The organism is Devosia sp. RR2S18 (assembly GCF_030177755.1).
Classification (GTDB): Bacteria; Pseudomonadota; Alphaproteobacteria; order Rhizobiales; family Devosiaceae; genus Devosia; species Devosia rhizosphaerae.
Map to the genome: position 1 here is coordinate 3,101,982 of NZ_CP126539.1, position 24,704 is coordinate 3,126,685.

General features: G+C 64.9%; 30 protein-coding genes and 1 pseudogene. 3 read left to right on the forward strand and 28 right to left on the reverse strand.

The features are described from left to right. Window positions 1-100: 100 nt before the first annotated feature. Both QOV41_RS15215 and QOV41_RS15220 read left to right on the forward strand, forming a co-directional pair. Window positions 101-1,162, forward strand: coding sequence for an FAD-binding oxidoreductase/lyase (locus tag QOV41_RS15215; protein WP_284577646.1), 1,062 nt, complete (start codon window positions 101-103; stop codon window positions 1,160-1,162). Further along, window positions 1,159-3,159: an FAD-dependent oxidoreductase gene (locus QOV41_RS15220; RefSeq protein WP_284577647.1), complete on the forward strand. Its 2,001-nt coding sequence runs from the start codon at window positions 1,159-1,161 to the stop codon at window positions 3,157-3,159. Before QOV41_RS15215 ends, QOV41_RS15220 begins: the two co-directional genes overlap by 4 nt. Here the strand turns inward: QOV41_RS15220 and QOV41_RS15225 are convergent. The 26 genes and pseudogenes from QOV41_RS15225 to QOV41_RS15350 all read right to left on the reverse strand — a co-directional run bounded on the left by QOV41_RS15225 (window position 3,156) and on the right by QOV41_RS15350 (window position 22,409). Further along, complete coding sequence (locus QOV41_RS15225; RefSeq protein ID WP_284577648.1) at window positions 3,156-4,373, reverse strand: hypothetical protein; 1,218 nt, start codon at window positions 4,371-4,373, stop codon at window positions 3,156-3,158. The genes QOV41_RS15220 and QOV41_RS15225 overlap by 4 nt on opposite strands. 86 nt (window positions 4,374-4,459) lie before the next feature. Further along, the gene (locus QOV41_RS15230; protein ID WP_284577649.1) at window positions 4,460-4,942 is read right to left on the reverse strand and encodes an RT0821/Lpp0805 family surface protein; all 483 of its coding nucleotides are present in this window, start codon (window positions 4,940-4,942) and stop codon (window positions 4,460-4,462) included. A 61-nt stretch (window positions 4,943-5,003) separates the two neighbouring features. Continuing rightward, complete coding sequence (locus QOV41_RS15235; protein WP_284577650.1) at window positions 5,004-6,440, reverse strand: sensor histidine kinase; 1,437 nt, start codon at window positions 6,438-6,440, stop codon at window positions 5,004-5,006. A 1-nt stretch (window position 6,441) separates the two neighbouring features. After that, window positions 6,442-7,101 carry a response regulator transcription factor gene (locus tag QOV41_RS15240; RefSeq protein ID WP_284577651.1) on the reverse strand — a complete coding sequence of 220 codons (660 nt, stop codon included), beginning with the start codon at window positions 7,099-7,101 and terminating at the stop codon, window positions 6,442-6,444. A 30-nt stretch (window positions 7,102-7,131) separates the two neighbouring features. After that, entirely contained in the window at window positions 7,132-7,422 is a 291-nt protein-coding gene (locus tag QOV41_RS15245) for a PepSY domain-containing protein (RefSeq protein WP_284577652.1), read from the reverse strand. 125 nt (window positions 7,423-7,547) lie between these two features. Then, window positions 7,548-8,288: a glycoside hydrolase family 108 protein gene (locus QOV41_RS15250; protein WP_284577653.1), complete on the reverse strand. Its 741-nt coding sequence runs from the start codon at window positions 8,286-8,288 to the stop codon at window positions 7,548-7,550. Between the two features lie 24 nt (window positions 8,289-8,312). Continuing rightward, on the reverse strand, window positions 8,313-11,696 hold the full coding sequence (locus QOV41_RS15255) for a baseplate multidomain protein megatron (protein ID WP_284577654.1): 3,384 nt from the start codon (window positions 11,694-11,696) through the stop codon (window positions 8,313-8,315). Between the two features lie 24 nt (window positions 11,697-11,720). Then, window positions 11,721-12,137 carry an NlpC/P60 family protein gene (locus QOV41_RS15260; RefSeq protein ID WP_284577655.1) on the reverse strand — a complete coding sequence of 139 codons (417 nt, stop codon included), beginning with the start codon at window positions 12,135-12,137 and terminating at the stop codon, window positions 11,721-11,723. After that, complete coding sequence (locus tag QOV41_RS15265; protein ID WP_284577656.1) at window positions 12,134-13,024, reverse strand: DUF2163 domain-containing protein; 891 nt, start codon at window positions 13,022-13,024, stop codon at window positions 12,134-12,136. The genes QOV41_RS15260 and QOV41_RS15265 overlap by 4 nt, the downstream gene beginning before the upstream one ends. Next, window positions 13,021-13,638 carry a DUF2460 domain-containing protein gene (locus tag QOV41_RS15270; RefSeq protein WP_284577657.1) on the reverse strand — a complete coding sequence of 206 codons (618 nt, stop codon included), beginning with the start codon at window positions 13,636-13,638 and terminating at the stop codon, window positions 13,021-13,023. Before QOV41_RS15270 ends, QOV41_RS15265 begins: the two co-directional genes overlap by 4 nt. A 158-nt stretch (window positions 13,639-13,796) precedes the next feature. After that, window positions 13,797-14,342, reverse strand: coding sequence for a phage tail tape measure protein (locus tag QOV41_RS15275; protein WP_284577658.1), 546 nt, complete (start codon window positions 14,340-14,342; stop codon window positions 13,797-13,799). After that, window positions 14,332-14,523, reverse strand: a complete 192-nt coding sequence (locus QOV41_RS15280; protein WP_284577659.1) for a rcc01693 family protein — start codon at window positions 14,521-14,523, stop codon at window positions 14,332-14,334. Before QOV41_RS15280 ends, QOV41_RS15275 begins: the two co-directional genes overlap by 11 nt. Further along, window positions 14,520-14,834 carry a gene transfer agent family protein gene (locus QOV41_RS15285; protein ID WP_284577660.1) on the reverse strand — a complete coding sequence of 105 codons (315 nt, stop codon included), beginning with the start codon at window positions 14,832-14,834 and terminating at the stop codon, window positions 14,520-14,522. Before QOV41_RS15285 ends, QOV41_RS15280 begins: the two co-directional genes overlap by 4 nt. Before the next feature lie 25 nt (window positions 14,835-14,859). Beyond that, window positions 14,860-15,273 carry a phage major tail protein, TP901-1 family gene (locus QOV41_RS15290; protein WP_284577661.1) on the reverse strand — a complete coding sequence of 138 codons (414 nt, stop codon included), beginning with the start codon at window positions 15,271-15,273 and terminating at the stop codon, window positions 14,860-14,862. A 133-nt stretch (window positions 15,274-15,406) separates the two neighbouring features. Further along, entirely contained in the window at window positions 15,407-15,811 is a 405-nt protein-coding gene (locus QOV41_RS15295; protein ID WP_284577662.1) for a DUF3168 domain-containing protein, read from the reverse strand. A gap of 4 nt (window positions 15,812-15,815) precedes the next feature. Then, window positions 15,816-16,157 (reverse strand): phage head closure protein, encoded by a 342-nt coding sequence (locus tag QOV41_RS15300; protein WP_284577663.1) that lies wholly within the window; start codon window positions 16,155-16,157, stop codon window positions 15,816-15,818. Continuing rightward, window positions 16,154-16,720 (reverse strand): head-tail connector protein, encoded by a 567-nt coding sequence (locus QOV41_RS15305; protein ID WP_284577664.1) that lies wholly within the window; start codon window positions 16,718-16,720, stop codon window positions 16,154-16,156. Before QOV41_RS15305 ends, QOV41_RS15300 begins: the two co-directional genes overlap by 4 nt. A 246-nt stretch (window positions 16,721-16,966) precedes the next feature. After that, on the reverse strand, window positions 16,967-18,187 hold the full coding sequence (locus tag QOV41_RS15310) for a phage major capsid protein (RefSeq protein ID WP_284577665.1): 1,221 nt from the start codon (window positions 18,185-18,187) through the stop codon (window positions 16,967-16,969). A gap of 10 nt (window positions 18,188-18,197) precedes the next feature. Beyond that, complete coding sequence (locus QOV41_RS15315; protein ID WP_284577666.1) at window positions 18,198-18,683, reverse strand: HK97 family phage prohead protease; 486 nt, start codon at window positions 18,681-18,683, stop codon at window positions 18,198-18,200. Beyond that, a complete protein-coding gene (locus QOV41_RS15320) occupies window positions 18,680-18,805 on the reverse strand; it encodes a hypothetical protein (RefSeq protein ID WP_284577667.1) in 126 nt (41 codons plus the stop codon). Before QOV41_RS15320 ends, QOV41_RS15315 begins: the two co-directional genes overlap by 4 nt. A 5-nt stretch (window positions 18,806-18,810) precedes the next feature. Beyond that, a complete protein-coding gene (locus QOV41_RS15325) occupies window positions 18,811-18,999 on the reverse strand; it encodes a hypothetical protein (RefSeq protein ID WP_284577668.1) in 189 nt (62 codons plus the stop codon). Between the two features lie 112 nt (window positions 19,000-19,111). Next, window positions 19,112-20,262 (reverse strand): annotated as a pseudogene (locus QOV41_RS15330) (phage portal protein). Window positions 20,263-20,355: 93 nt separating this feature from the next. Beyond that, window positions 20,356-20,481, reverse strand: a complete 126-nt coding sequence (locus QOV41_RS15335; RefSeq protein ID WP_284577669.1) for a hypothetical protein — start codon at window positions 20,479-20,481, stop codon at window positions 20,356-20,358. Further along, window positions 20,478-20,708 (reverse strand): hypothetical protein, encoded by a 231-nt coding sequence (locus QOV41_RS15340; protein WP_284577670.1) that lies wholly within the window; start codon window positions 20,706-20,708, stop codon window positions 20,478-20,480. Before QOV41_RS15340 ends, QOV41_RS15335 begins: the two co-directional genes overlap by 4 nt. A gap of 38 nt (window positions 20,709-20,746) precedes the next feature. Beyond that, entirely contained in the window at window positions 20,747-21,979 is a 1,233-nt protein-coding gene (locus tag QOV41_RS15345) for a DNA-packaging protein (protein ID WP_415926775.1), read from the reverse strand. Beyond that, window positions 21,969-22,409, reverse strand: coding sequence for a hypothetical protein (locus QOV41_RS15350; protein ID WP_284577671.1), 441 nt, complete (start codon window positions 22,407-22,409; stop codon window positions 21,969-21,971). The genes QOV41_RS15345 and QOV41_RS15350 overlap by 11 nt, the downstream gene beginning before the upstream one ends. An 88-nt stretch (window positions 22,410-22,497) precedes the next feature. Between QOV41_RS15350 and QOV41_RS15355 the strand changes: the two genes are divergently transcribed. Then, window positions 22,498-22,743 (forward strand): KTSC domain-containing protein, encoded by a 246-nt coding sequence (locus QOV41_RS15355; RefSeq protein ID WP_284577672.1) that lies wholly within the window; start codon window positions 22,498-22,500, stop codon window positions 22,741-22,743. A 73-nt stretch (window positions 22,744-22,816) separates the two neighbouring features. On the opposite strand, the gene QOV41_RS15360 is transcribed toward QOV41_RS15355, so the two are convergent. After that, entirely contained in the window at window positions 22,817-24,049 is a 1,233-nt protein-coding gene (locus QOV41_RS15360) for a DUF2254 domain-containing protein (RefSeq protein WP_284577673.1), read from the reverse strand. A 155-nt stretch (window positions 24,050-24,204) separates the two neighbouring features. Beyond that, entirely contained in the window at window positions 24,205-24,591 is a 387-nt protein-coding gene (locus tag QOV41_RS15365; RefSeq protein WP_284577674.1) for a DUF2147 domain-containing protein, read from the reverse strand. Between the last annotated feature and the right edge of the window lie 113 nt (window positions 24,592-24,704).

A 24,704-nucleotide genomic window follows, 5' to 3' on the forward strand; every position in this document is an offset into this window, starting at 1 on the left:
CTCGCGGCAAGAACACGCCATCTATAGGCCGAATGCGGCGAAAAACCACAAAAACACGCAGCGTTGAGACGGACGCATTGCCACAGGGCAGCCTTGGCGCATGAGCCAAATCAATATCGACTTCGCCGTCATCGGGGCCACGCCGCTGGCGCGCCTACTCACCGGCCAGCTCGCAACAGCCCATGGCAAGAGCGTCATCTTGGTTGGCCAGAGCCAATCCGCCTACCGGTTGCCGCGCGCCCTTGATCTCTCTGTCGGCGCTGTCACCCGGCCAGACAGCTGGGCGCTGTTGACGGCCGGCACGCCAGAAACGCTCAAGCTGTTGTCACGCATCGGCGGACGCGGCACCTGGTTTCGGGTGGATCCGATCCTCTTTGCGCGAGGAGCGGCCGAAAAGGAGGCGCTGGCCCATATCCGGCACATGGCTGCCGCCTACGGCGTCTCAGTCGAGCGTGTGCCCCGTCCCGATCTCCCCAGCGGCGACGGAGGAATCGTGCTGCGCGACGCAGTACAGTTGCACCGCCCCGCCCTTGAGTCCGCACTCGATGCGTGGCTGGACAAGAACGGTGTAACTCGCGTCGCTGCTCCAACACTGGTCGCGCCGAACGACCATGGCGGGGCGGAAATCCATCACGAGAACCGGCAATATAGTGCCAGCCAACTCATCCTCGCCGATGATGAAGCCCTCCTTGAACACGTCTCGCCAGCAGACTGGCCTTCTCTCCTACAGATCAGGGAGGCTGCAACCATCCTGGCCGAACCGACACCTGCCCTTCCTGCCGCGGTGATGCAGTTGATCGACAATGGCACCATCCTCGCCCAGTCGGCAGCCCGCGGCGTCGTCGGACTGGGCGCTGGGGAACTGGAGAATTTTGCAAGCGAGTTCAAGGCGCTACTCGGCCCCGGTCGACCGTTTGTGCAGGCGGGTCAGGCCCGCTATCGGCGGGTACTTACAAAGGACGGGGCCCCAGCGGTTGGCAGGCTCGGGCAAACAGGATCCACGGTGCTCGCCGGATTGGGACTGGGCGGAGCTTTCCTTGCACCGACCCTCGGACGCTGGCTATGCGGCGCCGCCAGCGATGCCGAGAATGCTTGGCTGAACGCTCGCATGGTAAGCCGCGACACGAGCTCGGCCGTGACCGATTTTGGGGTGGCCGCATGAAGGGACAGCCTGGTCGTCTAATCGCCGATGGAAGAACGCCCCTTGCGGGCGCGGCCATCGAGCGCGACACGCCGCTTCGTTTTCAGCTGAATGGTCGCACCATCAATGGTTTTTTCGGCGATACAGTTCTAAGCGCCGTCCTAGCCTCAGGTCTCGACTTTGCCGGAACCTGGCGCGGGGCATCAGTTGCCTTGGGAGAGCGCCACGCGCCGCCTATCGCGCTTGCCGCTTCGCCTTCGGGCGCGCTGCCAATGGACCGCACGCCTGCGGTCAACGATGCTGAATTCATCACCCTCGACCAAGCACGAACGCCGCGCCTGTGGACGAGAGCCAGAAACCTCCTGTCGCGATCCCGCTCGCTCGATCTGGAACTCGAGCGCCCAGAGGCCATGCAGTTGCCTTGGCTTTCGGCGCCGGCAGAGCCTGGCCCCCGGGCAGACCTCTTGGTGATCGGCGGTGGCGTTGCCGGGATGACCGCGGCATTGGCCGCCGCCAAAGCCGGTGAACGGGTCATCCTGCTGGAGCGGACGCCGCTACTCGGCGGACATTCCCGCCTGTTTGGCCGCCAAGATGGAGAAGAAACCCCGGACGAAGCCATCGCACGACTCTCAGCTGCGATCTCGGCGACCGATGCTATAACGGTCGTCACCCGCGCCGAGGCCATCTCCGTCCGCGCCGGTACGGTTCGCGCCCATGTCGTGGAAAACGCTGGCTCCGAACCAGCGGCACAGGTGCACGACTATTCCGCCAAACACATCATCATTGCAACGGGTGCGCTGGAGCGGCTGCCGATCTTTCCGGGCAATCGGGTGCCCGGGGTCGTCACCTCTCAGGAGGCACTCGCGCTCGCCCACCATTACGGTGTCTGGCGCGGCAAAGCTGCAGTCTTTGCCACCGTCACCAACCCGGCCTATCGCTTGGCCATGCTCGCGCACGATGCCGGGATCGCGATTCATCGCATCTTTGACGCTAGACCCCATCCGCACTCCCGCTTCATCGAGTTTTCCAAGGCATATGGCATTCGGCTGGCGCCCGGCATACTGCCAGCTGCCGCATCTCTGGCGCCGCGCAGCCGTGGCCTTATTGTCCAACCAAAGCTCTCAATGGACGGCTATGAACGCGTGGAGCCGACGGTCACGGCCGATCGGCTGGTGGTCTCGGGCGGTTGGCAGCCCGATCTGACGCTCTGGCACATGGCCGGCGGAGAAAGCCAATGGAGTGGCGACCAGCAGCGCTTGGAAGCGGTCGGGAGCTTGGCGGGTGTCGCCCTTGCTGGCTCGGCAGCCGGCTATCTTAGCCGCCACGCCTGCCTGCAAAGCGGTGAAGATGCCGTTGCGCAACTCCTCGGTCGTCAACGTTTAATGGCCGAAGAACGGCTCATCGATCCGCTCTATGAAACGCCTGACGGGGGGACCCCCATAACCACCGGGGCGTCCGACGACGCGCCCGCGTTTCTGGACGGCGGACGTCGCTATATGCCCGCGCCGCAGGAGAAGCGCAAAGGGTGGCGCGGCTGGCTCTCGCGCCGGTCGCGGGTGGCGCCCTGGTCGCTCGCCGATACTCCCAAGCCGCTCGACATCATCGACATCGCCGCTGGCGTTCAGTTGGGATTGATCCCGCCCGAGAGCGCAGGCGTCGTCGCCCTTGAGCGGGTGCCGATGATCGCTGTGGACCGTACCCCGCCCGCTCAGGCGGCGGACACCGCGGTGCCAACGGTCCCGAGCTTTCTTGCTGGCCGGTTTGGGTCCGATGCCGGGCTGTGGCTGGTCTCGCCCCTTGAACCGCGCCAGCTTGAACCGGGCGCCCTGCTTCACGAGCATGAGGAGGTTCGCGATCCCGCTTTGGCTATCGGCGTCGTCCTGCGTCCGGTGGAAAACGGTGGTGTAGCCCTGCTCTCACTCTCTGTACGAGCGGGACAGATCATCAGCCTAAGGGCGCAGGATCGTGCAGTCCAGGTCCGGGTGGTGATCGACCATCATGAACCCGATCAGGTTTAGCCGCGGCGTTCCGCGGCAGCTCGGGCGCGACGCAGCGTCTCGGCATATTCAGGGTTGAACCGCACCTCGGCCATCTTGATGGCTGCATCCAATCGGGCATTGGTCGGCACATCGCCGGGATGCTGGCGGAGCAGATCGAGGTTGCGCTGGATGTGAGTTTCCAGCGCCTGCCCCGCCTGGCTCCAGGTTTGATCGAACGCAGCATTGAGCGCCAGCGAGTCCCGGCAGTCCCGGATGGTTGAGAGCAGATAGATGCCGTTGATCGCCGCCAGCAGCATGTCGCTGTCCAGCCGATCGGCGCCCTCTCGCCCGCGCCGCATGGCGAGGTTGAGATCGGGCACGATGTCCTTGAGGCGCGGTTCGATCCGCTCGGAGACGAGCTTGGTGAGGCCTGCAAGGATCGTCGTCCAGCGGCTATTGCGCGAGAACTCGACATACCCTGTGAGCGAGCGCACCAGCCGGTGGAAACGCTCCAGCCCACGGCACGTCAGGTCGATATCGGCGAAGGCCCCATTGGGCTGCAGCAGGTAGATCTGGTTCTGCGCATGCGCAAGAATCGCGTCGAGAATGGGGGTATACCCGGTGCGGGCCAAGGTCTCTTCATTGGCACTCCCCGCGCGACGGATCAGTGTACTGACCAGGCGGGTAGGATTGGCGATGTGTCCCATGGCGGCATGGAACAGCAATGCGGCCATGGCCTGGTCCTGCAACGGCATGGACTGCACAGCAGTGCTGAGTGCCGCTTCATCTGTCATGTTGTTGATGGCCCGGCCGAAGGCCTGAGCCTTGGTCAGCAGGGCGCGATGACGCAGGGCTCCCATGAGGGTGGGCAGGCTGTCACGCGCTTCGTCGCTGCCCAGCATGGCGCGCAGGCGTCGGCCAGTTTCGAAATCGGCGCCAGCATCTTCGATGCCCTTCTTCATGCGCTTGAGGATTTCGGCCATGAGCGGCTCGAGATCAGCAGCGCCAAAATTGCCGTTGACGACACCTTCGGCAGAAATCAGGTCAGAGCAGAGGTCGCGCACGACCCAGGTCCATACCGCCTTGGCGTGGGCACGCGAGACCGAGCCGGGAAAGACAAAGGCGACCGGATCTTCCACGATCACGGGGTCAATCAGCCCACAAAAGGGCTTCACGACGACCTTGCCAGCGCGCGCGGAGGCGCGTGGCTTGGTCGGTGTCTGATGGGGTGGGACGTTTACGGCGTGGGTCATCAACGCATCAGGTTTGGAGGGCACTTCCCCCAAACCTTAGCCAGCGTTGGTAAAGATTCCTTACCGGCCGAACACCGGAAGTTGGATCAGGCTACGCCCTGCTCCACAGTCCAGATGCCGTTCTGCTCGCGGCACGCGGTACCCTTGCGCACGTAATCGGTGCCACCAATCTTCACGGTGTGCGTGAAGTCGCGGCAATCAAGATTGTTGACGCGCACATACGGGCCCACGGCAATGCTGCCCGTGGTGCCGCGGTCACCGGCCCATTGGCGCGGCGCGCCAGGGCGACCGAACTGCAGTGCATAGAACTGGGCGCTGTTGGCTTCCTGAGAGTCCTTGGCGGTCATTTGGCGCAAGGCAGCCGGATCAACGAAACCGTTGGCAACGCTAGTGGTCAGCATGGCTTGCTGCGTGGTCTGGGCGGGGGTGGGAACCACAGGTGCCGGAGCGACCACCGGAGCGGGCGTTGCCACGACCGGCGCCTGCGCCATGCGGGTGCTACCGGTGCTGGAGCACGCGGCAAGGCTAACGGCGAGAAGCGGGACAGCAATCAGAGCAATGCGATTCATGGGTGTTTTCGTCTCTCTGGCGGATGAGTGGCTCTTGTGAACCTATTGCGGCGGAAATGCGTCAAGCAGCAACCGGTTTCTTTGCGTCGCTGCCTCTTGCACCGGGTAGCCGCAACTCCACCAAGAGCCCGCCGAGGTCCGATTTCTTGAGGTCCAGGCTGCCTCCATAGACGTCGACCAGTTCCTTGACGATGTCGAGCCCCAGCCCGGAACCGGGCGTTTTCTCATCCAGCCTGACACCGCGACGCAACACTTTCTTGGCGTCCGCTTCGCTGAGACCCGGCCCGTCATCATCGATGCAGATCACCAGCATGGTGCTGCCCTGGTTACGTTCGCTGCCCAGATGCACCCGCACACTGCCCTTCGACCATTTGCAGGCGTTGTCCAAGAGATTGCCTGCCATCTCTTCGAGGTCGGCCTCGTCGCCCCGGAACCACGGCAGGGATGAATGCGTACGGTGAAAGCCGATTTCCACATCGGGATGGATCTTGCGCATCACGCGGGTCAGCCGAACCATGATGGCGGTGGCATCAGCTTTCTTGCCAACAATGGAAGTTCGCGCAGCCAGGCGCGCCCGCTCGAGATAAGTCGAGACCATGGCGCTCATCTTTTCGGTCTCGCCGAGCACCACATCGGCCAAAGGGCCGCTATTGGCACCGGCTTCGTTGCGCAGCACCGCCACTGGGGTCTTCAGCGCATGCGCCAGATTGCCTACCTGGTTGCGGGCGCGTTCGATGATCTGCGCGTTGGAGCGGAGAAGCTCATTGACCTCCTCGGCCACCGGGGCAATCTCGCGCGGATAAACCCCGGTCACCTGTACGCTTTCGCCCTCGCGGACGGCTTCGATTGCCTGGCTAAGCCGGCCGATGGGGCGCAATGCGAAGCGCGCCACGATCGCGCTCATGATGGCCAACATGACACCGACTGCACTGAGCACGATCAGGGTTTGACCGCGGAAGTCGTCCACGAGCTGGAGGATTTCGCTGAGATTGCCGGTTACGACGATTTGATAGCGTTCCGGCGCCACGGTCACGGTGCGCTCCACGACGCGCATGGACGTACCGAATGCATCGTCCATGATGGCGCTGCGCCGCCCCATCGCGTCGGCGGGCCCGAGCAGCACGGGCGGGTCGATGCCGACCATCGAGTTGGAAAGATTGTAAAGGGCGCCGTCGGCATCCCGGATGGCCCAATACCAGCCTGAGCGCGGACGGCCGAAGCGCGGGTCGGTCAGGGCGATATCGGCGCTGGTGGGGTCGCCCGTCTCCAGCAAAGCGCCGGTTAGGCTCTCCACATGGAACTGCAGCGTATTGGAAAGGGAATTGTCCAGCGCTCGCGAATAAAGATCGGTCAGGAGAAAGCCGGTCGCCACCAGAGCCAGGATCAGCCAGCCTACCGACAGCCAGAACAGCGATACGGCAATAGAGCCCTTGCGCCGGGTCGGTAAAGTGGGCGCCTCCTGCCCCACCGGCTGGGCGGCTGGACCGGCTTGATCCAAGCTAGTCTTCCGCCACCTGATAGCCCAGCCCGCGCACCGTCTGGATGCAGTCCTCCGGCAGTTTCTTGCGCAGGCGTCCCACAAACACCTCGATGGTGTTGCTGTCGCGATCAAAGTCCTGGTCGTAAAGGTGCTCGGTCAGTTCGGTCCGCGAGATCACCTTGCCCTTATGGTGCATCAGATAGCTCAGGAGCCGCAATTCGTGACTGGTAAGCTTCACCGCCTGACCATCCACGGTCACCTTGCCCGAGCGAACATCGAGCCGGACCGGACCGGCCGTGATTTCGTTGCTGGCGAGCCCCGCCGCACGGCGCACCAATGCCCGCATGCGCGCCAGCACTTCTTCCATATGAAAGGGCTTGGCGACATAATCGTCGGCGCCCGCATCGATGCCCTGCACCTTGTCGCTCCAGCGGTCGCGTGCCGTCAGCAGCAGCACCGGGGTAGTCTTGCCGGCCCGGCGCCACTTTTCCAGCACCGACAGGCCGTCCATCTGCGGCAAGCCAATATCGAGCACGATCGCGTCATAGGGTTCGGTTTCGCCCAGAAAGTGTCCCTCTTCACCGTCAAACGCCACGTCCACGGCGTAGCCCGCCTCGGTCAGTGCCTCTTTGAGTTGGCGGTTGAGATTGGTGTCGTCCTCGACAACAAGAATACGCAAGCCCGGCTCCCCTGACGATGCAACCGCGCGCTATTGCGCGCTCAAAACGAGGTTCTGTGCCTCTCCATTCGGCGACAGCACGCCAATGATATAGACCAGTTGCCCGCCTTCGTCACAGACCTGAACCGAAAGGACTTCAGCGCTAGAGTCGATGCCGGCCGAAGCCAGAACCGCGGCCAACGACATGATCTCGCCGGACGAAACGGATTGCTGGATCTGCCGATTGTCCAGGCACTGCGCCTGGGCAGCACCGGTGGAGGCGACGCCCACCGCCACGGCGGCGGCGAGCGGCACTATGATGTCATGCGTGAAGATGTTCATGTCAGCAAACTAGGTTCGCGTTGCTGAATGGGACATGAATGGGGTGTTGCATAGCCGCTACACCTTCTTGTTACTTCCGGCCACGGCACCTCAATATCGGCTCTGCTCCGCCGCCAGGCAAGGTTTCACGCCCGGCCGATATCGGCCTTCAGCCCCTTGCGGAGGAAAATCACGGCCAGAGCCTCCATGATGAGGTGACCAGCCGAATTGCCGTCCAGCGCCGGCAACTCGATGCCTAGCACCTGGGCCAGACCGGCCAGCAACATGAAAGCAGCGACGATATAGGTCTTGTAGCCGGAGAATAGGGTCAATTCAGTGCTCCTGTGATGAAGTGGATCAGCGGGCGCCATGGCAAGTGCGGCCGCTCGAATGGCGGCCACCCGTGCTGTCCAGCCGCGCCCGAAAACGGAAAAGGTGGAGAGACGACCGAGAAAGCCCAGGCGCCGGTCACAAAGACTGCTGACCAGCGCTGCCGCGGAGCGCGACCGGATTGCCCCTAGGGTCAGAGGCCCGACGACACCGTCGACTGCAACGCCGAGCAGTACCTGCAAGGTGCGGACCGCTCGACCAGGTCCTGAGTTCACGGCGAAATCGAACAACGCCAGGTCTAATCCCGCAGGCAGGTCACCGGCTCGGACGGCATTCCAGTAGCTGGCACGATAGATACGGGCGGCTTCAGCCCGCTTTAGGCCTCGCACCGCACTCTTGGGCAGCTTCCACCAGGGGGAAACCTGGCGCCATCGCGCCAGCGTCTTGCGGGTGATGCCCATATTAGTGGCCCCGCCGGGGTCCTGCCGATGGTCGACATAACCGCCCTCGTGCCGCAGCACCTCATCAAGGCAGAGGTCGAACCGCGTTCGCACCATGGCCAGTTCTCCATAGTTCAGCTGTCAGGAAAAACTCACCACATGGGTGGTGCCGGTGAGGTCTGAGTGCCCGGCATAGACCCTCAGGACGCGCGTGCTGCCCAGCCATTCGGCTTCCACCGGTGCCACGCCAACGCGGCCATCGAGCAGCATCACCCTACGACCTTCAGAGATTTGGTGCATGCGATCGGCCGTACCGTCGGCACCGCGTACGAGGCCCCTGATCCGGAAGTGCCCCGGCCCGAGCAGGTCCGCATTCTGGAAGCCGATGACCTCCCAAGCTCCGGCGTCATTCTCGACGGCCAGTCGATTGGCACCGGCAAGCACTGCTTCTGCCGTCACCGAGGACAAGTGGCCGGCGAGGAGCTGGAGGTCGAGCTCTACAGCGCTATCCAGCACCCCAGCCACTCCCGGCGGGAGCCCCGCGGCCGTCCTGCCGACGACGGCGCGGCGACCGAGATCGACGACCGCAGCGCCCGTCACCTCCTCGGTTACCTGCAGGGCGCCCGGCCAGGGCTGCGCAAATCCGCCAAGCACCAAGCGCCCATGCGCCGATGATCCTCGCCCAGCCGGCAGATGCGCGGCAACGATGACCGGCAGCGCCGGAACCGCCGCGCCGCCAACCGACAGCATGGGTCTATCGGGGTCGATCGCCACCGCGATCTCGGCGGGGACGCTTCGGGCGGTCACCCGCCGCGTCAGCCCGTCCCGTATCTCGCTGACCTCGAATGGTCCGCCAGCCAAGCCGACGAAATCCACAAGGTCGCCCGGCTCCAGCGCAAGGCGGGACGGCGGCAACTCGAAGGTTAGGGTCTCGCGCCCTACGCCCTTGGCGATCAGCAACCTCTCCGCCGCGACACGCGCGCCCTCGCCATCGAGCGTCAGGGCGTAAGCCTCGCGCTCCAGCGACCCAACGGCGTCAGTCAGTGCTGTAACCGTCCCGGCGAGATAGTCGCGTTCCCGATCAATATAACTCAGCGCCAGACGGCTGGCGGCTTCAGCCGGGTCGTCGCGCCGCTGCGTCAGGTCGGCACCCTCACCCGCCGACAAATCGGCCAAGGCGAGCAACGCGACATTCCCCCGCTTCGGTGCGGACAACCGCAGGCCATCGGCGTCATTACGCAGGCGTAGGCCAGCAATCGATATCAGCGGCTCCAGCGCCTCTCGCCCACTCGTCGTTTCGGCCAACACATAGCCGGCGATCATCGGCAGGGAAGGCTCCGCCCACAGTCCCACGCCATGCTCCGCCGCCACCGCCTCGGCCAGTTCAGCCGGCGTGGCCACACCCAGTCGCCCCGTCAGCCAATGCCCCGTTCGATGGTTCTCGCCGTCGGCCCAGACCTCGGTCATGGCGGGAAAGGCTGGATAGGGCCGCGCATCCCAGGTCCAGAGATAGATGCGCGAGATATCCACCATGCCCGGCGGATTGTTCGCCGCCTCGTTCCACCAGCGCTGATGCGCGCGCAGGAACTGCCGCTGGATCAGCGGATCGGGCGTACCTTTCGAAAAGTAAGGTCTTCCACCCTCGGCGCTCTTGCTGTCACCGAAGATGTTAGGCTGGTTGGCGCCCTTGTCGACCGCGCCGCATCCCAGTTCGGTGAACCAGATGGGCTTGGATCGGGGCACCCAGGCCGTTGGGCTAGCGCTTCTTACGCCGCCGGGGCGTTCGTGGTGCCGCTGGCTCCACCAGTTGACGAGATCCTTGAAGCGCCACACCCAATGCTCGCCATAAGCACCATCGGTGATCGGGCTCCGCAACTGCGCCGCCCGATCTGCCTCGCTCCCGTAGTACCAGTCGAAGCCTTCGCCGCCGGCGATGTTGCTGCTGAGGTAGTCGAGATCATAGCCGCTCTGATTGGCGTCCAAATGCGCGTTGCCATCGCGCCAGTCGGCCAGCGGCATGTAGTTGTCGATACCCACCGCATCGATATCCGGCGAGGCCCAGAGCGGATCGAGATGAAAAAACTTCTCGCCCCCGCCCTGCACCCCGCCATATTCGCTCCAATCGGCCGCATAGGTGAGCTTGGTGCCCGTTCCCACCACGGCCCGCACATCGGCTGCCAAAGCCACCAGCGCTTCCACAAACGGAAAGCTGTTCCCCGGCCCCCGTATCCCCGTCAGCCCGCGCAATTCCGAACCGATGACCAGCGCGTCGAGACCACCCGCCGCCGCGCCGAGCGCTGCATAATGGAGCACCATCTCGCAATAACGTGCTGCGAAGCTCGCCACCTGCGCCAGAGCTGCGCTCGTGCCGTCGGGCGAGCCGGATTGTCCAGCGGCGGGGTGACAAGTGATCCGGCCGCGCCAGGGATAAGCCGCCTGCTCGCCCCAGCCATAGGGGTCGGGCAGGCCGTTGTCGGCCGGCACGTCCATCATCACCATGGGATAGAGCGTCACCTGAAGGCCCCGGGCCTTGAGATCGGCGGTGGCCGCAAGCACTGCGGCATCCGATGGCGTGCCGCCATAGGCTGGGCCGCCATCATGCGTGGAGACTACCGGAACCTGGTCGCGCGTAAAGCCCGCGACACTCCATTCGGTCCCCGTCACCTGGCGGTTTGCGGCTTCCACCCGCGGCCTGATCCGGCAGGCTTCGCAGCGCAGATCATCACCGAACCAGGCGACCACCAGCGCCACGCGCTCGAGATTGGGACAGAGCGCCACCAGCTCATCGATCGAGACCGTCCAGTCGCTAACGCCGCTCGTCAGGTGCATGTTCTCGGCGGCCGTGACACCCGGGCTCACCACCCGCACTCGCGGCACCGGGTCATAGCCGAACTCGGTCGCGCCGGGGATCACGGTGATGGCCCGAATGGACGGCTCCAGATCCCCGACTAGCCGGCACAGCTCCACGCTCAGTTGCGGGATGCGATTGCCGAAGCGGCCCAGCGGCAATTGCTCCACAACGAGGTAGCAGATCCCGCGATAGGCTGGCGCGATACCCTGCGTCGCCTCGATCAGCCCGTCGGGGAACTGGTCCTCGGTGCCCCGATAAAACCGCAGCGTCAGACCGTCGGTGTCGAGCGATTGCCCGTCCGCCCAGATGCGCCCCAGCCGCTGCACCTCGCCCTCGCAGAACGCCACGGCAAAGCTGGCGCCCACCTGCTCGGCGTCCGGGCTGCCCATGCCCTTGGCGCCACTCCCATCGGCATCGAGCAGTTCCAGCTCGCGTGCCCAGATGATGTTGCCACTGAGCCGTGCCCAACCATAAAGCCGGGGCACGGCGCCGCCTTCCGACGAGCCCTGGATGCGAATGTCGCTCGCGCCAGGCTGCCGACGCTCGCCAAAGATCATGCCGTCCACGGCCGATCCGGCGAGAGCGCCCAAGGCGCGCCCGGCCATGGCACCGAACGGGCCGCCCACCAGCCCGCCAACGAACTGCCCCGCCAGCGAAAGCGCCAAAGTGGCCATGAAATGTCCTTGCTGTTGAAGAGATCAGGGGAACCAGAAGCGGCCGCTGATCCGCCGCGCCCAGGCTTCGGTCAGATTGGCCTCGACGACGCCGAGCCGTTCCTGCGCGTGGATGAAGCGCTGCGGCGAAACCATAATCCCGCAATGCTTGGGCTCGGCCATGCCGCTGAGTCTAAACAGCACAACCTGCCCAGCTTCCACCGGCCCGGTCACCGGCATCAGCAATTGCTCCGCCGCCGCGCGCAGCGCCCCGGCATGCTCGGGATCGCGCATGTCGGCGCGATAGGGCGGCACGGCCATGGGCTCGCCGCCATAGAGATCCCGCCACACCCCGCGCAGCAGCCCCAGGCAATCACAGCCGGCGCCCGCAAGCGATGCCTGATGCCGATAGGGCGTACCGAGGAATTTACGCGCCGCCGCAACCGCCGCCGCCGCCTTCATTTCACGACCGCTCGGCCGTCCAGCGGATCGCCGTTGCGCGGGTGGCGCAGCACATAGTCACTGCCTGGAATATGAGGAAAGCCACGAAAGTTGGCTGCATTGCCAAAGCGATCCCGACAGGTGGCAAAGCGTCTGTCGCAGCCGGCGGTCACCACCAGTGTGTCGCCCGGCTCGATCCAGTCGGCCACCCGCATGGCAAAGCCGAGCACGTCGCCCGCGCCGGTGCGTTCATGGCTCATCACCGGATCGCTCAGGTCCGCGCGCTTGCCCGTGCTCCAGCCTGCTCGCCCGAACGCAAACCACCCAGCTGCGAAACTCTCCAGCCCCGATACCAGGCAGCGATAGGGATCATCCAACCCAATCACGGTCGCCTCGCCTCGGCGCGCGGGGTCGTTGAGATCCACCCCGCAGCGTCCATCCCCCAATTGCGCATCGCACAGGCTCTGGTAAACGCGCCCATGCACCGCCTGCAGCCCCTGCTGCGGCGAGCGCAGTTCGGCCCGGAACACGCCGTCCTCGCGCACGCTCTCTCCGATGGTGTCGGTGCGCAACAGCACGCGCTGCCCCACCTCGGCCCAGTTCACCCGCCAGCTTTCCACCACCGCGCCGTCATAGCGCCCCAACGCAATATCCCCTTCGGTGATCGCCGCATCGGTCAGTATGCCCAGCACCTCGCCCGTCGCTACCTCAGCGCCCAGCCGCGCCGGCGCCTCGCCGCTATCCAAGCCGGACGCTGGCGAATAGGTCAGGCCGCCAAATTCGAGCAGGCAATCATGGTCGGTAAAGCCCAGCACCAGCCCGTCCCGCCGCACCAGCTTCCAGCAGGTGCACAGGGTCGTCTCGCCGCTCGCCAAATGGCCGGCAAGCCCTGCTTCCAGCCCCCTCATAGGAGAATCTCCACCAGCGGAATGGACGGCACCTCGGCGCCATCAAAACTTGAAAGCTCGATATCCAGCCGGTCGGTATCGAAGCGCACCGGCACATCGAACAGAAACCCCGCGGTGACGCTTGCACCCGCCATGGGCGGCACGGCAAAACTGACGAGCCCCGTCGTTTCATCGAGCGTCCAGCCGCCCGCCTCAACCCCTCCCACCGCCACCAACACCGAACCCGCCACGGGTTTGCGGATCGGCCGGAGATAGGGATCGAACACAGCCCCATAGCGCTTGATCAGCTGAAACGCGGTCCGCACCCCGTCTCCGGTGCCAATCTCCTGGTCCAGCGCTGTTGGCACCGGGCCGCCACTCGAATGGTCCAGCCCGTCGCGCCAGAGGAAGCCGTGCAGCCGTCCCCGCCGCTCCTCAAAAAAGGCGAGCACCGCCGCCATGTCGGCCCTTGACTTGATGCCATAGCCGGCATTGTAGCGCCGCCGCGAATGTCGCCAGCGGCTGTTGCGCTCCTCACCGCCACCGGCCAGCGTCACCACATCGGTGCGCCGCTCGGGCCCACCGCGCGCGCCCAGCGCCACATCGAGCGGAAACCTCACATGATGGAATGCCATTGGTTTTCTCCAAGATTATCGGCGCGGGTGTCACCCCCACCCAGCCTCCCCCTGGAGGGGGAGGAGCTACCCCCGAGTGAGCCCCTGTGCCGCCGCAAACTCGATAGATCCCTCCCCCTACCAGGGGGAGGCTAGGTGGGGGTTGTCACGAGAGGCACTCAGCTCCCACGGGCGCCCCGCTTCACCGCTCGTAGCAGCATGGCGCTGACCTCCGCCTCACTCGCCACAAAGCTCCTTGCATCGCCGGCTGTCACGTTGAACGTCACCTGCACCGCGCCACCACCACCGGCGACACCCAGCCGTCCATCCGAACCTCGCCGGAGCGGCATGATGGCCTCCGCCCCAGCTTCCCCGGCGAGTCCCAAGCCCCGCCCTAGCGGAAAGTAGCTGGGTGCTGCGATCACCCCGCCCTTGGCAAAGGGCGTGATCGGCAGCACCGGATTGGCTGCGGTGAATACACTCTCCACCAGTCCGCCCACCAACGTCCCCAGCGGCTTGATTGCCGCCTTGAGCGCGATGTCGGCAAAGCTGCGGGCGATCTCGCCCAGCAGGCTGCGGAACGAACGTCCATCCACCAGCGCCCCGCGAAAGGCGGTCGAAATCGAGCGCGCCACGCCATCGGCCAGATCGCCAATCCGCTCCAGCTCGGTCGAAACCGCGCCGAGCTCACCGCGGAAATCGCCTTCAAAAAGATCATCTGCCATCGGGAAACTGCGCCATCAGCGCCTCCAATTCCTGGCGCCCCAGCGGTCCCGGGCGCTCGCCAAGCAGCGCGCTCCAGGCCGAAGCTAGTTCGCGCGGCGTCATGGTCCAGAAGTCGCGCGGTGCCAGCCGCAGCACGCCCAGTCCGAAGCCCATCGCGTCGCCCCAGGGGAACGTGCTCATGCCGGCTCTCCGAAGGTCGCCCGCAACAGCCGGGCCGCAATTTCGGCCGCGCCCTTGAGCCCGCCTTCAATGGTCAGCCGCGCCAGATCGTCATCGGTGACCGCGTTACCGCCGCCGCGCAGACCGGCGCCCAGGATTGCCGTCAGGTCCCGCGCCGAAATCCGCCCGGCGCCAAAGCGATCAGCGAGCCCGACGAGATCGCCCGCCTGCAGCCGCGCTTCGAGTTCAGCCAAAGCGCCCAGCGTCAGGCACAAGATCATCCGCTCGCCGCCGATAACGGCATCGATTTCACCCCGTTGGGTGTTCGCCATGCTTGTTCTCCGGTTGATAAGCGGCTCAGATCGCCGCGAAACTCACTTCGCCCGCACTTTCGAGCGCCAGGTCGAAGGTGACTTCCCCCGCATGATCCGCCGAAAACTCCAGCGCCACGATCTGAAAGGGTCCTTCGACGACGCCGAAATCGGGCAGCACCAGCTGCCAGCGCCTTATGATGCCACCAAAGAAGAGCGCCCTTATCTGCGCGTCCGAAGCCTGGTCCTTGAACACCCCGGCCCCCGAGAGGGAGGCGCGCTTGACCCCGCCACCGGCCAGCAATTCCCGCCACCGCCCGGCGCTCTCGGCGTCGGTCGTGTCCACCGTTGCGGCATTGAGCGCCAGCGCCCGCGTCCGCAGCCCGGCCACCGTCAAAAAACTGCCCGCGCCGTCAGCGTCGAGCTTGAGCAACATGTTCTTCCCGCTCTGCGCGGCCATCGATCTCTCCTGTTATTCGCCCCCCACCCGCCCCCCTCTAAGGGGGAGGAGCATTCCGGGTGCAGGCCTCAATCTCCCAGCAAACTCCGGCAGGTTCCTCCCCCTCCCAGGGGGAGGCTAGGTGGGGGTAGCCTCAAGTGGCGGCTTCAACCTCACTCATCACCCGCAAGCTCACCGCCGCCCGCGCCCACCCGGTCTTGCTATCGATCACCGTATCCGTCCGCACATGCTCGACCGAGCTCACCACCAGCCCCGGCACACTCAGCGCCAGCGCCACCGCCACCACCCCTTCGGCAATCTCAACCGCCGCCCGCCGGCTCGGCTGGTCACTCCAGCAATGAAGCAGCAGGCGGTGTTCGTGGCCGGGCACGAGATCGGCGTCACGCTGGATCAGGTCATGACGGGCAAGCACCACATAAGGCGGTTTCCGGCCCTTGGGCGGGGCATCGAACACCCCCTGTCCGATCAGCGGTGCCAGCACCGCATCGGCCCTGAGCGCGCCCACCAGCGCATCCTGCAGCAACACGACTGGATGCATCGCCTTACCCCGTGTAGCTGGTTTCGCGGCAGGCGCAGCTGAGATAGGCGCAGCGCCCGTTGAGATCGCTCGCGCTCACCACTTCCAGATTCCGCCCGCGATAGACGATGCGATCCCCCGGTGAGACGTCGCGCCGAAAGCGCAGCACCACCGAATGGGAGATCGCCACCACGCGACCGTCGCCGTCGGTGGCCTGCCGCCCGGCATGGCTGCGCACCCGTGCCCAGAGCTGGGTGATCGGCACATAGAGAGCCGCATGCCCGCCGCCCACCTCATCCACCAGCTCGCGGCGCTTGAGTTCCACCCGGTCGGTGAGCGTGCCGATCGGCGGCACTTTCTCGCTCAAAGCCGCACCACCTTGTGCCGGGCGACCAGCCGGTCGAACCCGGAGGGCACCACCGCCCCCGAGCCAGCCATAATCACCGCGTCGCGGTGCTCATGCCAATGCGCCACCAACGCCAGGATCGCCTGGCGCATATCGGCAGGCACGTCTTCGGGTTCGGTGCCGAAGCCGGCGACATAGTCGATCTCGATGCCATGGCGCTGGCGTTGCACCGGCATGCCCGCAATGGTCGAGGGGAGGAGCAACCGATCCGGTTCGGCCAGGAACTGCGCCAGTGGCACCGCATGGCTCACCCCCGCCTCGTCCACCGCGTTGATTTCGCTCAGTGCGATAAAGGGGCTCACCGGCAGCTTGACCGCGCCGCTCTCGAGCCAGTCGTCGAGCACCACGCGCCAGCTCTGCGCCAGAAGCGCCCGCCCGGTAACCCCCTCGACATGCAGACGCGCGGCACCGATCAGCGTGGCGATGAGCCCGTCCTCAGCCCCATCATCCACCTTGAGGAACGCCTTGGCCTCGACAAGCGAAACCGGCTCCTCCGCGGGTCCCGCGAGAAGATAGGATATCATCTGTTTTGCTTTCTATCTGTTGGGGCGGGCTCACCCCCGCCCAGCCTACCCTTCGCGTGGGAGGAGAAGAGAGGCACCGATTTGGCGACAACCGCGATCAGTCCCTCCCCCTCGCAGGGGGAGGCTAGGTGGAGGTCCCTCTAGGATGCCGCCGCAAACTGGCGTTCGTCAGCCTGCGTCAGATGGAGTGGAGGGCCGAGCACCGGAGCACAGGCCCTCCGCTCAAGCTGGCCAGGATCACAAAAGTCAGGAAGCGGCGAACTTCAGCAGCTTGATCGCGTCATAATCCGCAATCCCGCCGCCCACGCGCTTGGTCGTATAGAACAGCACATAGGTCTTGGAGCTGAACGGGTCGCGCAGGACGCTCACGCCTTGCCGGTCGACGATCAGATAGCCGCGCCGGAAATCGCCGAACGCCACCGAAAACGAATTGGCCGCGATGTTGGGCATGTCCTCGGCTTCGACCAGGTCAAAGCCCATGAACTTGGCCCGCCCATCGGCGCTCGCGGCGGGCTGCCAGAGATAATTGCCGTCAGCGTCCTTGAGCTTCCTTACCGTGCCCTGCACCTTGCGGTTCATCAGCCAGCTGGCATTCTGCCGGTAGCCGGCCTTGAGCGCATAAACGAGGTCGATCAGCACGTCGCTGGCATTGGCACCCGGCAGCGCTCCGGCAGCACCCGTCGCCACATAGCCCATATTGCCCCAGCTCCAGCCCGCCTCTGGCACCGTGGTGGCCGTCAAGAATCCCTTGGGCTTGTTGACGCCATCGCCGGTGACAAAGGCGGTGGTCTCCTGCGCGGCAAAGGCGGCGTTGACCTCATCGGCAATCCACTGCCCCACATCCACCGCGGCATCGTCGAGAAAGGCCGAAGTCGCCGCCGGCATGGCGTAGAGCTCCATGGTGGGGTAGCTCAGCTCGGCCAGGGTCTGACTCGCGGTGGTTGGCCGCGCCGCCGTCTCCCCCACCCAGCCCACCGCCGGCCCGGTCACCGAGATCGGGCGCTTATAGACACTGCCCGAGACCTGCCGCACCCCGGCAATGGAGCGGATCGGCGACACCGCACTCATCAGCCGCGTGATTTCGGCCTCGGTCTCGCCGGGCACCACGAAGCCGCCATCGGCATTGACGCCGCTCGACAGCGCCTTTTCCTCGCCACGCTTTACATAGGCCGAGAACGCCTCCTTGTATTCGCCGTCCGGCAGTGCCCCCTTGCCGTCCAGCACGGGGCGACTGCGGTCAGCCAGGGCGCGGTCCATCGCGGCCTTCTGCCCATCGAGTACGGCGTTGAGCCGGTCGAGCTTGCCTTCCAGCAAGCCATCGGCGCTACCGCGCTTTTCCAGTTCGCCCAGGCGCTGGTCGTTGGTGGCCTTGAACTCCTCGAAGGCGCGCGAAAAATCGGCGAAGAGCGCGGCAATATCGCTCCCCGCGCCGGCCTTGGTCTCAAGGCCGTCACTGGTCATGTCCATGAAGCTGTCCTTATGACTTGCGGATGGTCTGGGTCGCCGCCGCAATGGCCGCGCCGGTTCGAAGCGATGACGGCGCGATCCGCGCGTCTTCCATCATCGGAAAAGTGACGATCGAAACCTCGTAGAGGTCGATCTCGTGGAGCCGTCGGCGCCCGGTCCCCGGCTCGCGCGTCGCCCGCACCGTGCGGAAGCCGATCGACAGCCCATCAAGTGCACCGGTTTCGATCAGCCGCCGCAGCGCATCGGCCCGGGGCACGCCTGGCACCAGCCGCCCCGACACGAATAGGCCGTGGCGATCCTCGCCCAAGGCCTCCCACTGCCCCACCACTTCCTTGGGGTCGTGCTGGAAGAGGAGGCGAATGCGGCCGCGCCTTTTGGTGAGGCTCTGCCGAAAGGCGCCGGGCAGCACCACGTCGCCCCCGGCGTCAAGCCGGTTGAACACGCTGGCGTAGCCGGAGAACCGCCCCTCGGCATCGATGGAGATGGCCCCACTCACGGCTTGCCCACCGGCTTGGGCGGCTTGATGCCTCCCTTTATCGTTGCCAGCGTTCCCGCCAAATTCCAAGCAAACTGCCGAAACGTCTGCTGCGCCACCACCCGAGTGTCCTTCTTGCCCATGGGCTTCAATCCCGCTTGTTGAACAATTGGTTGAGCGTGGCGATCTCCTGCACGAAGTCGTTGAAGCGCCGGTTCGCCCCCGCCAGCTCCTTGAGGCTCCACACGAGCAAGCCGCTCGCCCCGCTCGCCCATAAAAACAGCGCCAGATGCGCCAGATCCCCCCGCTCGACGACGGATTTTGTCAGCTCGTCCATGGTGTTGTTCCTCTTCACCTCACAGTGTCATCCCCGCGAAAGGGGGGACCTCTGTTCGGTCTGGTAACGGCAACAGGGGTTCCCGCTTGCAGGGGATGACACCCCGGTGGCACTAGACGCCCAGCATCGTCCGCTTCTCCGCGTCGCTCAAAAACGCCGCGGCCCCCACGCGCGCCCACAGCGCCGCACGGTCCTCTGCAAGTGCTTCCACCGCGTCGAAGTCCGGCTCTACCTTGGCGCCGTCGAAGGCGGGCCCCAGCCAGCCGGTCAGCTCATCCGCCACCCGCACCACCAGGGGGATCAGCGTCTGCCGCCAGAGCGCCCGGTTGGCCTCGGCGAGGTTGGCATAGGTGTTGTCGCCGGGAATACCGAGCAGCATGGGCGGCACCCCGAAGGCAGCGCGATCTCGCGCGCCGCGGCGTGCTTGGCCTCGATGAAATCCATATCGCGCGGTGTCAGCGCCAGCGCCTTCCAGTCGAGCCCGCCTTCAAGCAGCATCGGCCGCCCGGCATTGGCCGCGCCGGAGAAGTTCTCCTCGAGCTCGCTCTTGAGCCGCTCGAATTGCTCGGCTGACAGACTCGCGCCGCCCGCCTGGTAGACCAGCGCGCCGCTGGGCCGCGCCGCATTGTCGAGTAGTGCCTTGTTCCACTGGCTGGCCGCGTTGTGGATGTCGAGGCTGGTCTGCGCCGCAGCCAGCGGCGCCATGCCGTAGTGGTCGTCCATGGGGTGGAACAACGCCAGATGCAGCACCTGGGCTACCGGCCCACTATCCTGGCGCAGCCGCACCGTCCGGCCGCCAGCGGTGTAGTCATATGCCTCAGGCCAACCATCGGCGCTAGCCACCACCTGCATGCGGTCGGGCCGCAGCCCGAACAGCGCCCGCACCTCGCCGTCGACCACACCAGCCTGCAAAAAGGCATTCCCCGCCGTCTGCAGATAGGCATAGACGGCCTCAAGCATTTCCCCGCCCGATTGCCGTCCATTGGGGCGCGCCAGCAGGTGCTCCAGCGGATGGTTCTCCACCCGTTTGCCGCCTTCTGTGATGCACAACGGCACCCGGTTGGCCGTCTCAGCGATCAGCCGCACGCAGCGATAAACCACCGGATTGCGCTGAAAGCCCTGGTTGACCAGGCTGGCAAAGCCGCGCTGGCTCCAACTGGCTGCGCCCAGCTGGCTCAGCGTCACCAGGCTATGTCCGGCAAAATCCTTGCGTTCGGGCACGGCTGAGCGCCCGCTGCGGAGGCGGTTGAACCAGTTCGGCATGAAGGTAAATCCCGTTCTGCCCCGCTTTCGCGGGCACCAACAAAAAAGCCCCGGCTATTGCCAGGGCTCGATCAATTCAGGGATGGCGCGCTGTTACTCGGCCGGGTGGTGGCCGTGCCGGTGGCGCAGCTCGCGCATGTGCAGCCACGCGCCGCCCCAGCCGATGGCCACCACGGCCGCCGGCATGACCAGAAATGCGAAAATCTCGATGAAGCTCATGATTTCAGTCCTCCAAGGACGAACCTTGCCCCCAAATGTAGGGCAACCGCGGCCAAAAGCCAAATCACGCCGCCCAGAGCAAACGTCCAGGGCGTGACCGCCGTTCCCGAGGCGCCATAGATGACGGCGGCGATCGGCGCCAAGAGCCCCACCGTCACGCAGGCTGTCGAGGCCCGGTCCAGCGCGTTGGCCAGCAATTTGGTGCGTTCGTTTTCCACCAGACTCATGATTTCACCCTAGCAGTCGCACCCACTGTCGGCACCACCTAAAGCCCGCGAATGCGGGGACGTCGCTCGTCCAGCACCAGCTCGGTCAAAGCCCAGACCAACGCATCCACGCGGTCAGGCGAATGCCCGCCGCTGCGCCCATCGGCGCCAAAGGCACACATTTCGTCTTCCAGCGCCACGAGCCCCGCCGCATGCTGCACGAGGCCCCGCGCATAAAGCGCTGCCACGGGTTCTGCCCGCAGCCACTTGCCGCGTGTCGCCCGCACAGTTCGCACCGGCACCGCCGGATCGACTTGCGCCAGCACCGAGCGGACAAGGTCACCGCCCTGGTTCACCTCCACCACAATGGCGTCGGCACTGTGGGCATGAAAGGCGCGAACCGCCCGTCGGGCCCAGTCGAGCGGCGCGGCCTGACGCAAGGTCGCATCCTCCAGCACCACCGCCCCCTCGCCCAGCCGCCCCGCCACGACGATCCCGCAGGCGTCCGAGCGTTCCGTGCCGGTCACCGGCGGGTCCACCGCCACCACGATGCGCCCCATTTCGCCACCGCCAAAGAGCTGGAACATGCTGCGTCGCCACAGCGCCCCGGGCAGGTCCTCGATCAGTTCGCCGTCCAGTTCCTGCCGCCCCAGCACCGTGCCGCGATAGCGCGCCACGACGGCGTCAAGGAAGGTGGGAGCTAGATTGAGCTTATTGGCGTCCGTCACCATGCGAGTCACGACCGTCCGATGATCGCGCAAGAGCCGCTTGATCAGCTTGGTCGGCCGTGGCGTTGTCGTTGCAAGTTGCCGCGGTCGATGCCCCAGCCGCAGGCCGAACTGCAGCATGTCCCAGGCTGCCTCCCCGTCAGGCCATTTGGCCACCTCGTCACACCAGGCCGCCGCGAATTGCGGTCCCCGGAACCGGTCCGGCTCAGATCCAGAAAGAACTGTCGCTTCCACGCCATTTGCCCAGGTAAGGAGGTTCCCGCGCAGCTGGGGACGTTCATCGGGTGGGTGAACACGCATCAGCCCACTCTCGCCTTTCACCATGATAGAGATTGCCTCGGTCATGGTTTCCCCGACCAGGGCAATCGGGGTCACACCCTCCTCCACCAAGGATCGAACCCACTCGGCTCCCGCGCGAGTCTTTCCCGAGCCGCGGCCACCCATCAGGAGCCAGGTCGTCCAGTCGTCTGGCGGGGGCAATTGTTGGTCTCGTGCCCAGAACTGCCAGTCGAACTTGAGCAGGTCGATTTCGCCGTTGTTCAACCAGCAAACATCATCCCACATCATTGCGCCGGGTAAGCTGCTCAATGCGCTTGGCGACCTTCCGGCGCAGTTCGGTCAGGTCCTTCTGCGCGGGTCTTTGTGCTGCATCTGCTTTTTCCAGCTCCATTAGCTTCTCCATGGTTTTGGCCATTGTGCCGAGCAGCGCGGCCTCCTTGTCGACTGGTTCCTTCATCTGCTTCTCCAGGATGGATAATTGCAGGGCCAACACCCGCATCATCTTGGCTATTAGAGTGCCGCGCTCGATTTTGCGGGCGCTGCGCTTGACCCAGTTCTCCCTCTCGCGCCGATAGCGCAACTTGCCTTCGCTCACCCCAAAACGGGCTCGTAGCTCCGCCTCGGTCTCGTCGCGGGCTTCATAGGCGATCCGTAGGCCATGCCAGTCGACTTCACTCGCCTCGTCCCCACCCTCCTCACCTACCCGATGAATCATTTGTGAATCGATCTTAACGATTTGCAGGAACTCCTTGGAATCGAGCAGGATTCGTCCATGCGGAGTCAGCGACCCGAGGAGGTCCCCCATGTCATCCGCAATTCGTCACATCCACTACAAGCCCGAGCTCGAGGAACTCTCGGTCTGGTTCGGGCCCGAGGGCCGGCGCTACAAATATTTCGGTGTGCCGTCCGCCCTCTACGACGCTTTGCGCCAGGCGCCCTCACGAGGGCGCTTTTTCAATGAGTCGATCCGGGGGCGCTTTGAATGTCGCCTCGTCGACCCGTCCGAGAAGCGCAACCGCCGTTGGCAGGCCCTGCGATCAGCTTCGTGACCCAGTTTCGTGATTATGCCTGAACCATAGCATGCCCCCGTGACGCGGGGATAAGATGGATAAGTGGTATAACTCAGGTATTGGCGAAACCGGCCGCCGCCTCCAACGCGGCCTGATCGCCCGGTGCGGTGAGCGCCAGCCGGGCCCGGGCATAGACGTCACGAGCGGTCAGCAGGGCCGCTTCGCGCAAGGATGCGTTGTTGGTGGCGATGACTTCCAGGCCACTGAGTAGCCGAAGCACCACTTCCACCATGCCAGCGCCGTCTCGGGCAATGGGGCGGAACACATCCTCGAATAGGTCATCGGGGTTGAGGGGCGGCACGAAGATCCGGTCGTGTTTAGGGTCGGGCACTTCATCGGGTGGCTGCCAGTCACAGAGCAGCCGGGTCACCGTGCCTACCACGTCGATGGCAGTGCCGGGATCGTTGGTTCCTGGTGAGAGGGCTTTGTCGGCAATCTCGCCCAGCACCACTAGGCCGAACCGGGGGTCACTATCGAAGGTTCGAACATCTCCCAGAGTGAAGGCGTCGATCAATTCCTGCACGCAACTGGCGTCGAAATCGCCTTCCACGCTCATCAGCGCCCGCATGGGAGAAACATAGGTGCCGGGTCGCGCCGTCACGGCGATAGTGAGGTTCTGTGCCTCGGCGACCCGCTGCAACCGTGCGGCATCGAGATGCTGCACATAACCGAGCTTGGGGGCGTTGATGGGCCTGCCCCTGGCTTCCCCCTCCAACAGGTGACAGTCAAACAAGGCGTGATGGCTTAAGGTCTCGAAAGCCCTCTGGGTCGCCAGTTCCACACGGTCGATCGTCTGGGTCACCCGGCCGATGGCGGAAATCTGGCCGATCCACCGGATCAGCGCCGTGACGACCAGCACGACCACCAGCAGCGTCACCGCAAACAGCAGCAGCCGCCCGGCCTCGCTATAGATGCCGGCATAAAGCCCAATAATGCCCACGATCGAATACAGGAAAGCGCCGATGAAGACCGAAATTGACGTTTGGGCGCTCCGGTCAGCCGTAATCAGCGGCACGGCCCGCGGCGTCGTGGCAGCCGACGCTGCATTGAGGGCACTCGCCACCGTCGATAGGGCGAAAACCGCCACCGTTAGCAGGCTGGCAGCCAGAATCTCGAGGATGGACTGCACCGCATTTTGCGGCACGGTAAAGGGAAGCTCGTCGGGCGCGAGAAACGCCATGTAATAGGCCGTGACCACGGTCAGCACGGCAATGAGCGAGAAAGCTGCCGGCAGAAACCACATCTTCTGCAGTAGCTGCCGAATATAGAAAGAAATCTGGCTCAAACTGTCCCCTCACGCATCAATGCAGCAACGCGCGAGAGTGGCAAAGAGTTGTCGCATCCCCTGGGGACGCCCGAGCGGGTGCCATCAGCCGGTGCACAGTTCTTCTCCTCCCCTCCCAGGGGGAGGCCGGGTGGGGGTCCTGCCCCTTCTAAGCCTTAGATACGAACCAGCCCAATATCCTTGCAGGCAGTGAACTGGCAGCCACGCAGCTGCATCTGGTTCTGGCCCAACAGCGTCACCGAACCGGAAACCTTCTTGCCTTGGTAGTTGAGGGTGCCGCGCCACTTGTTCTCCGCCGCCTGCTCGGCGCCGTTCACGACGACCTTGTTAAGAAGCGCGAGATTCTGCGGCGTCTGCGCATCCTTGCGCAGCCAGGTCAGCTTGGCGCACAGTTGCGTGCCGTCGCCGCAATAGTTCACCGCATACCGGGATTCGCCACTGGCGGTCTGCCAGGTACCAACGGGCGAGAGGTCCTGCGCCATGGCAGGCGCGATCATGCCAAAAGCGATGGCGAGCGTGGCAAAGGTCTTGTGGAACTTCATGGGTCATCCTTGGATATCTCTGCGCCGACAGGCCCACAACAGAGGGTGCTCTGGCGCGCACTGATTGGTTGACCCGAATATGCCCGTCTGCCGCTGAACCGATCAGGAATCGA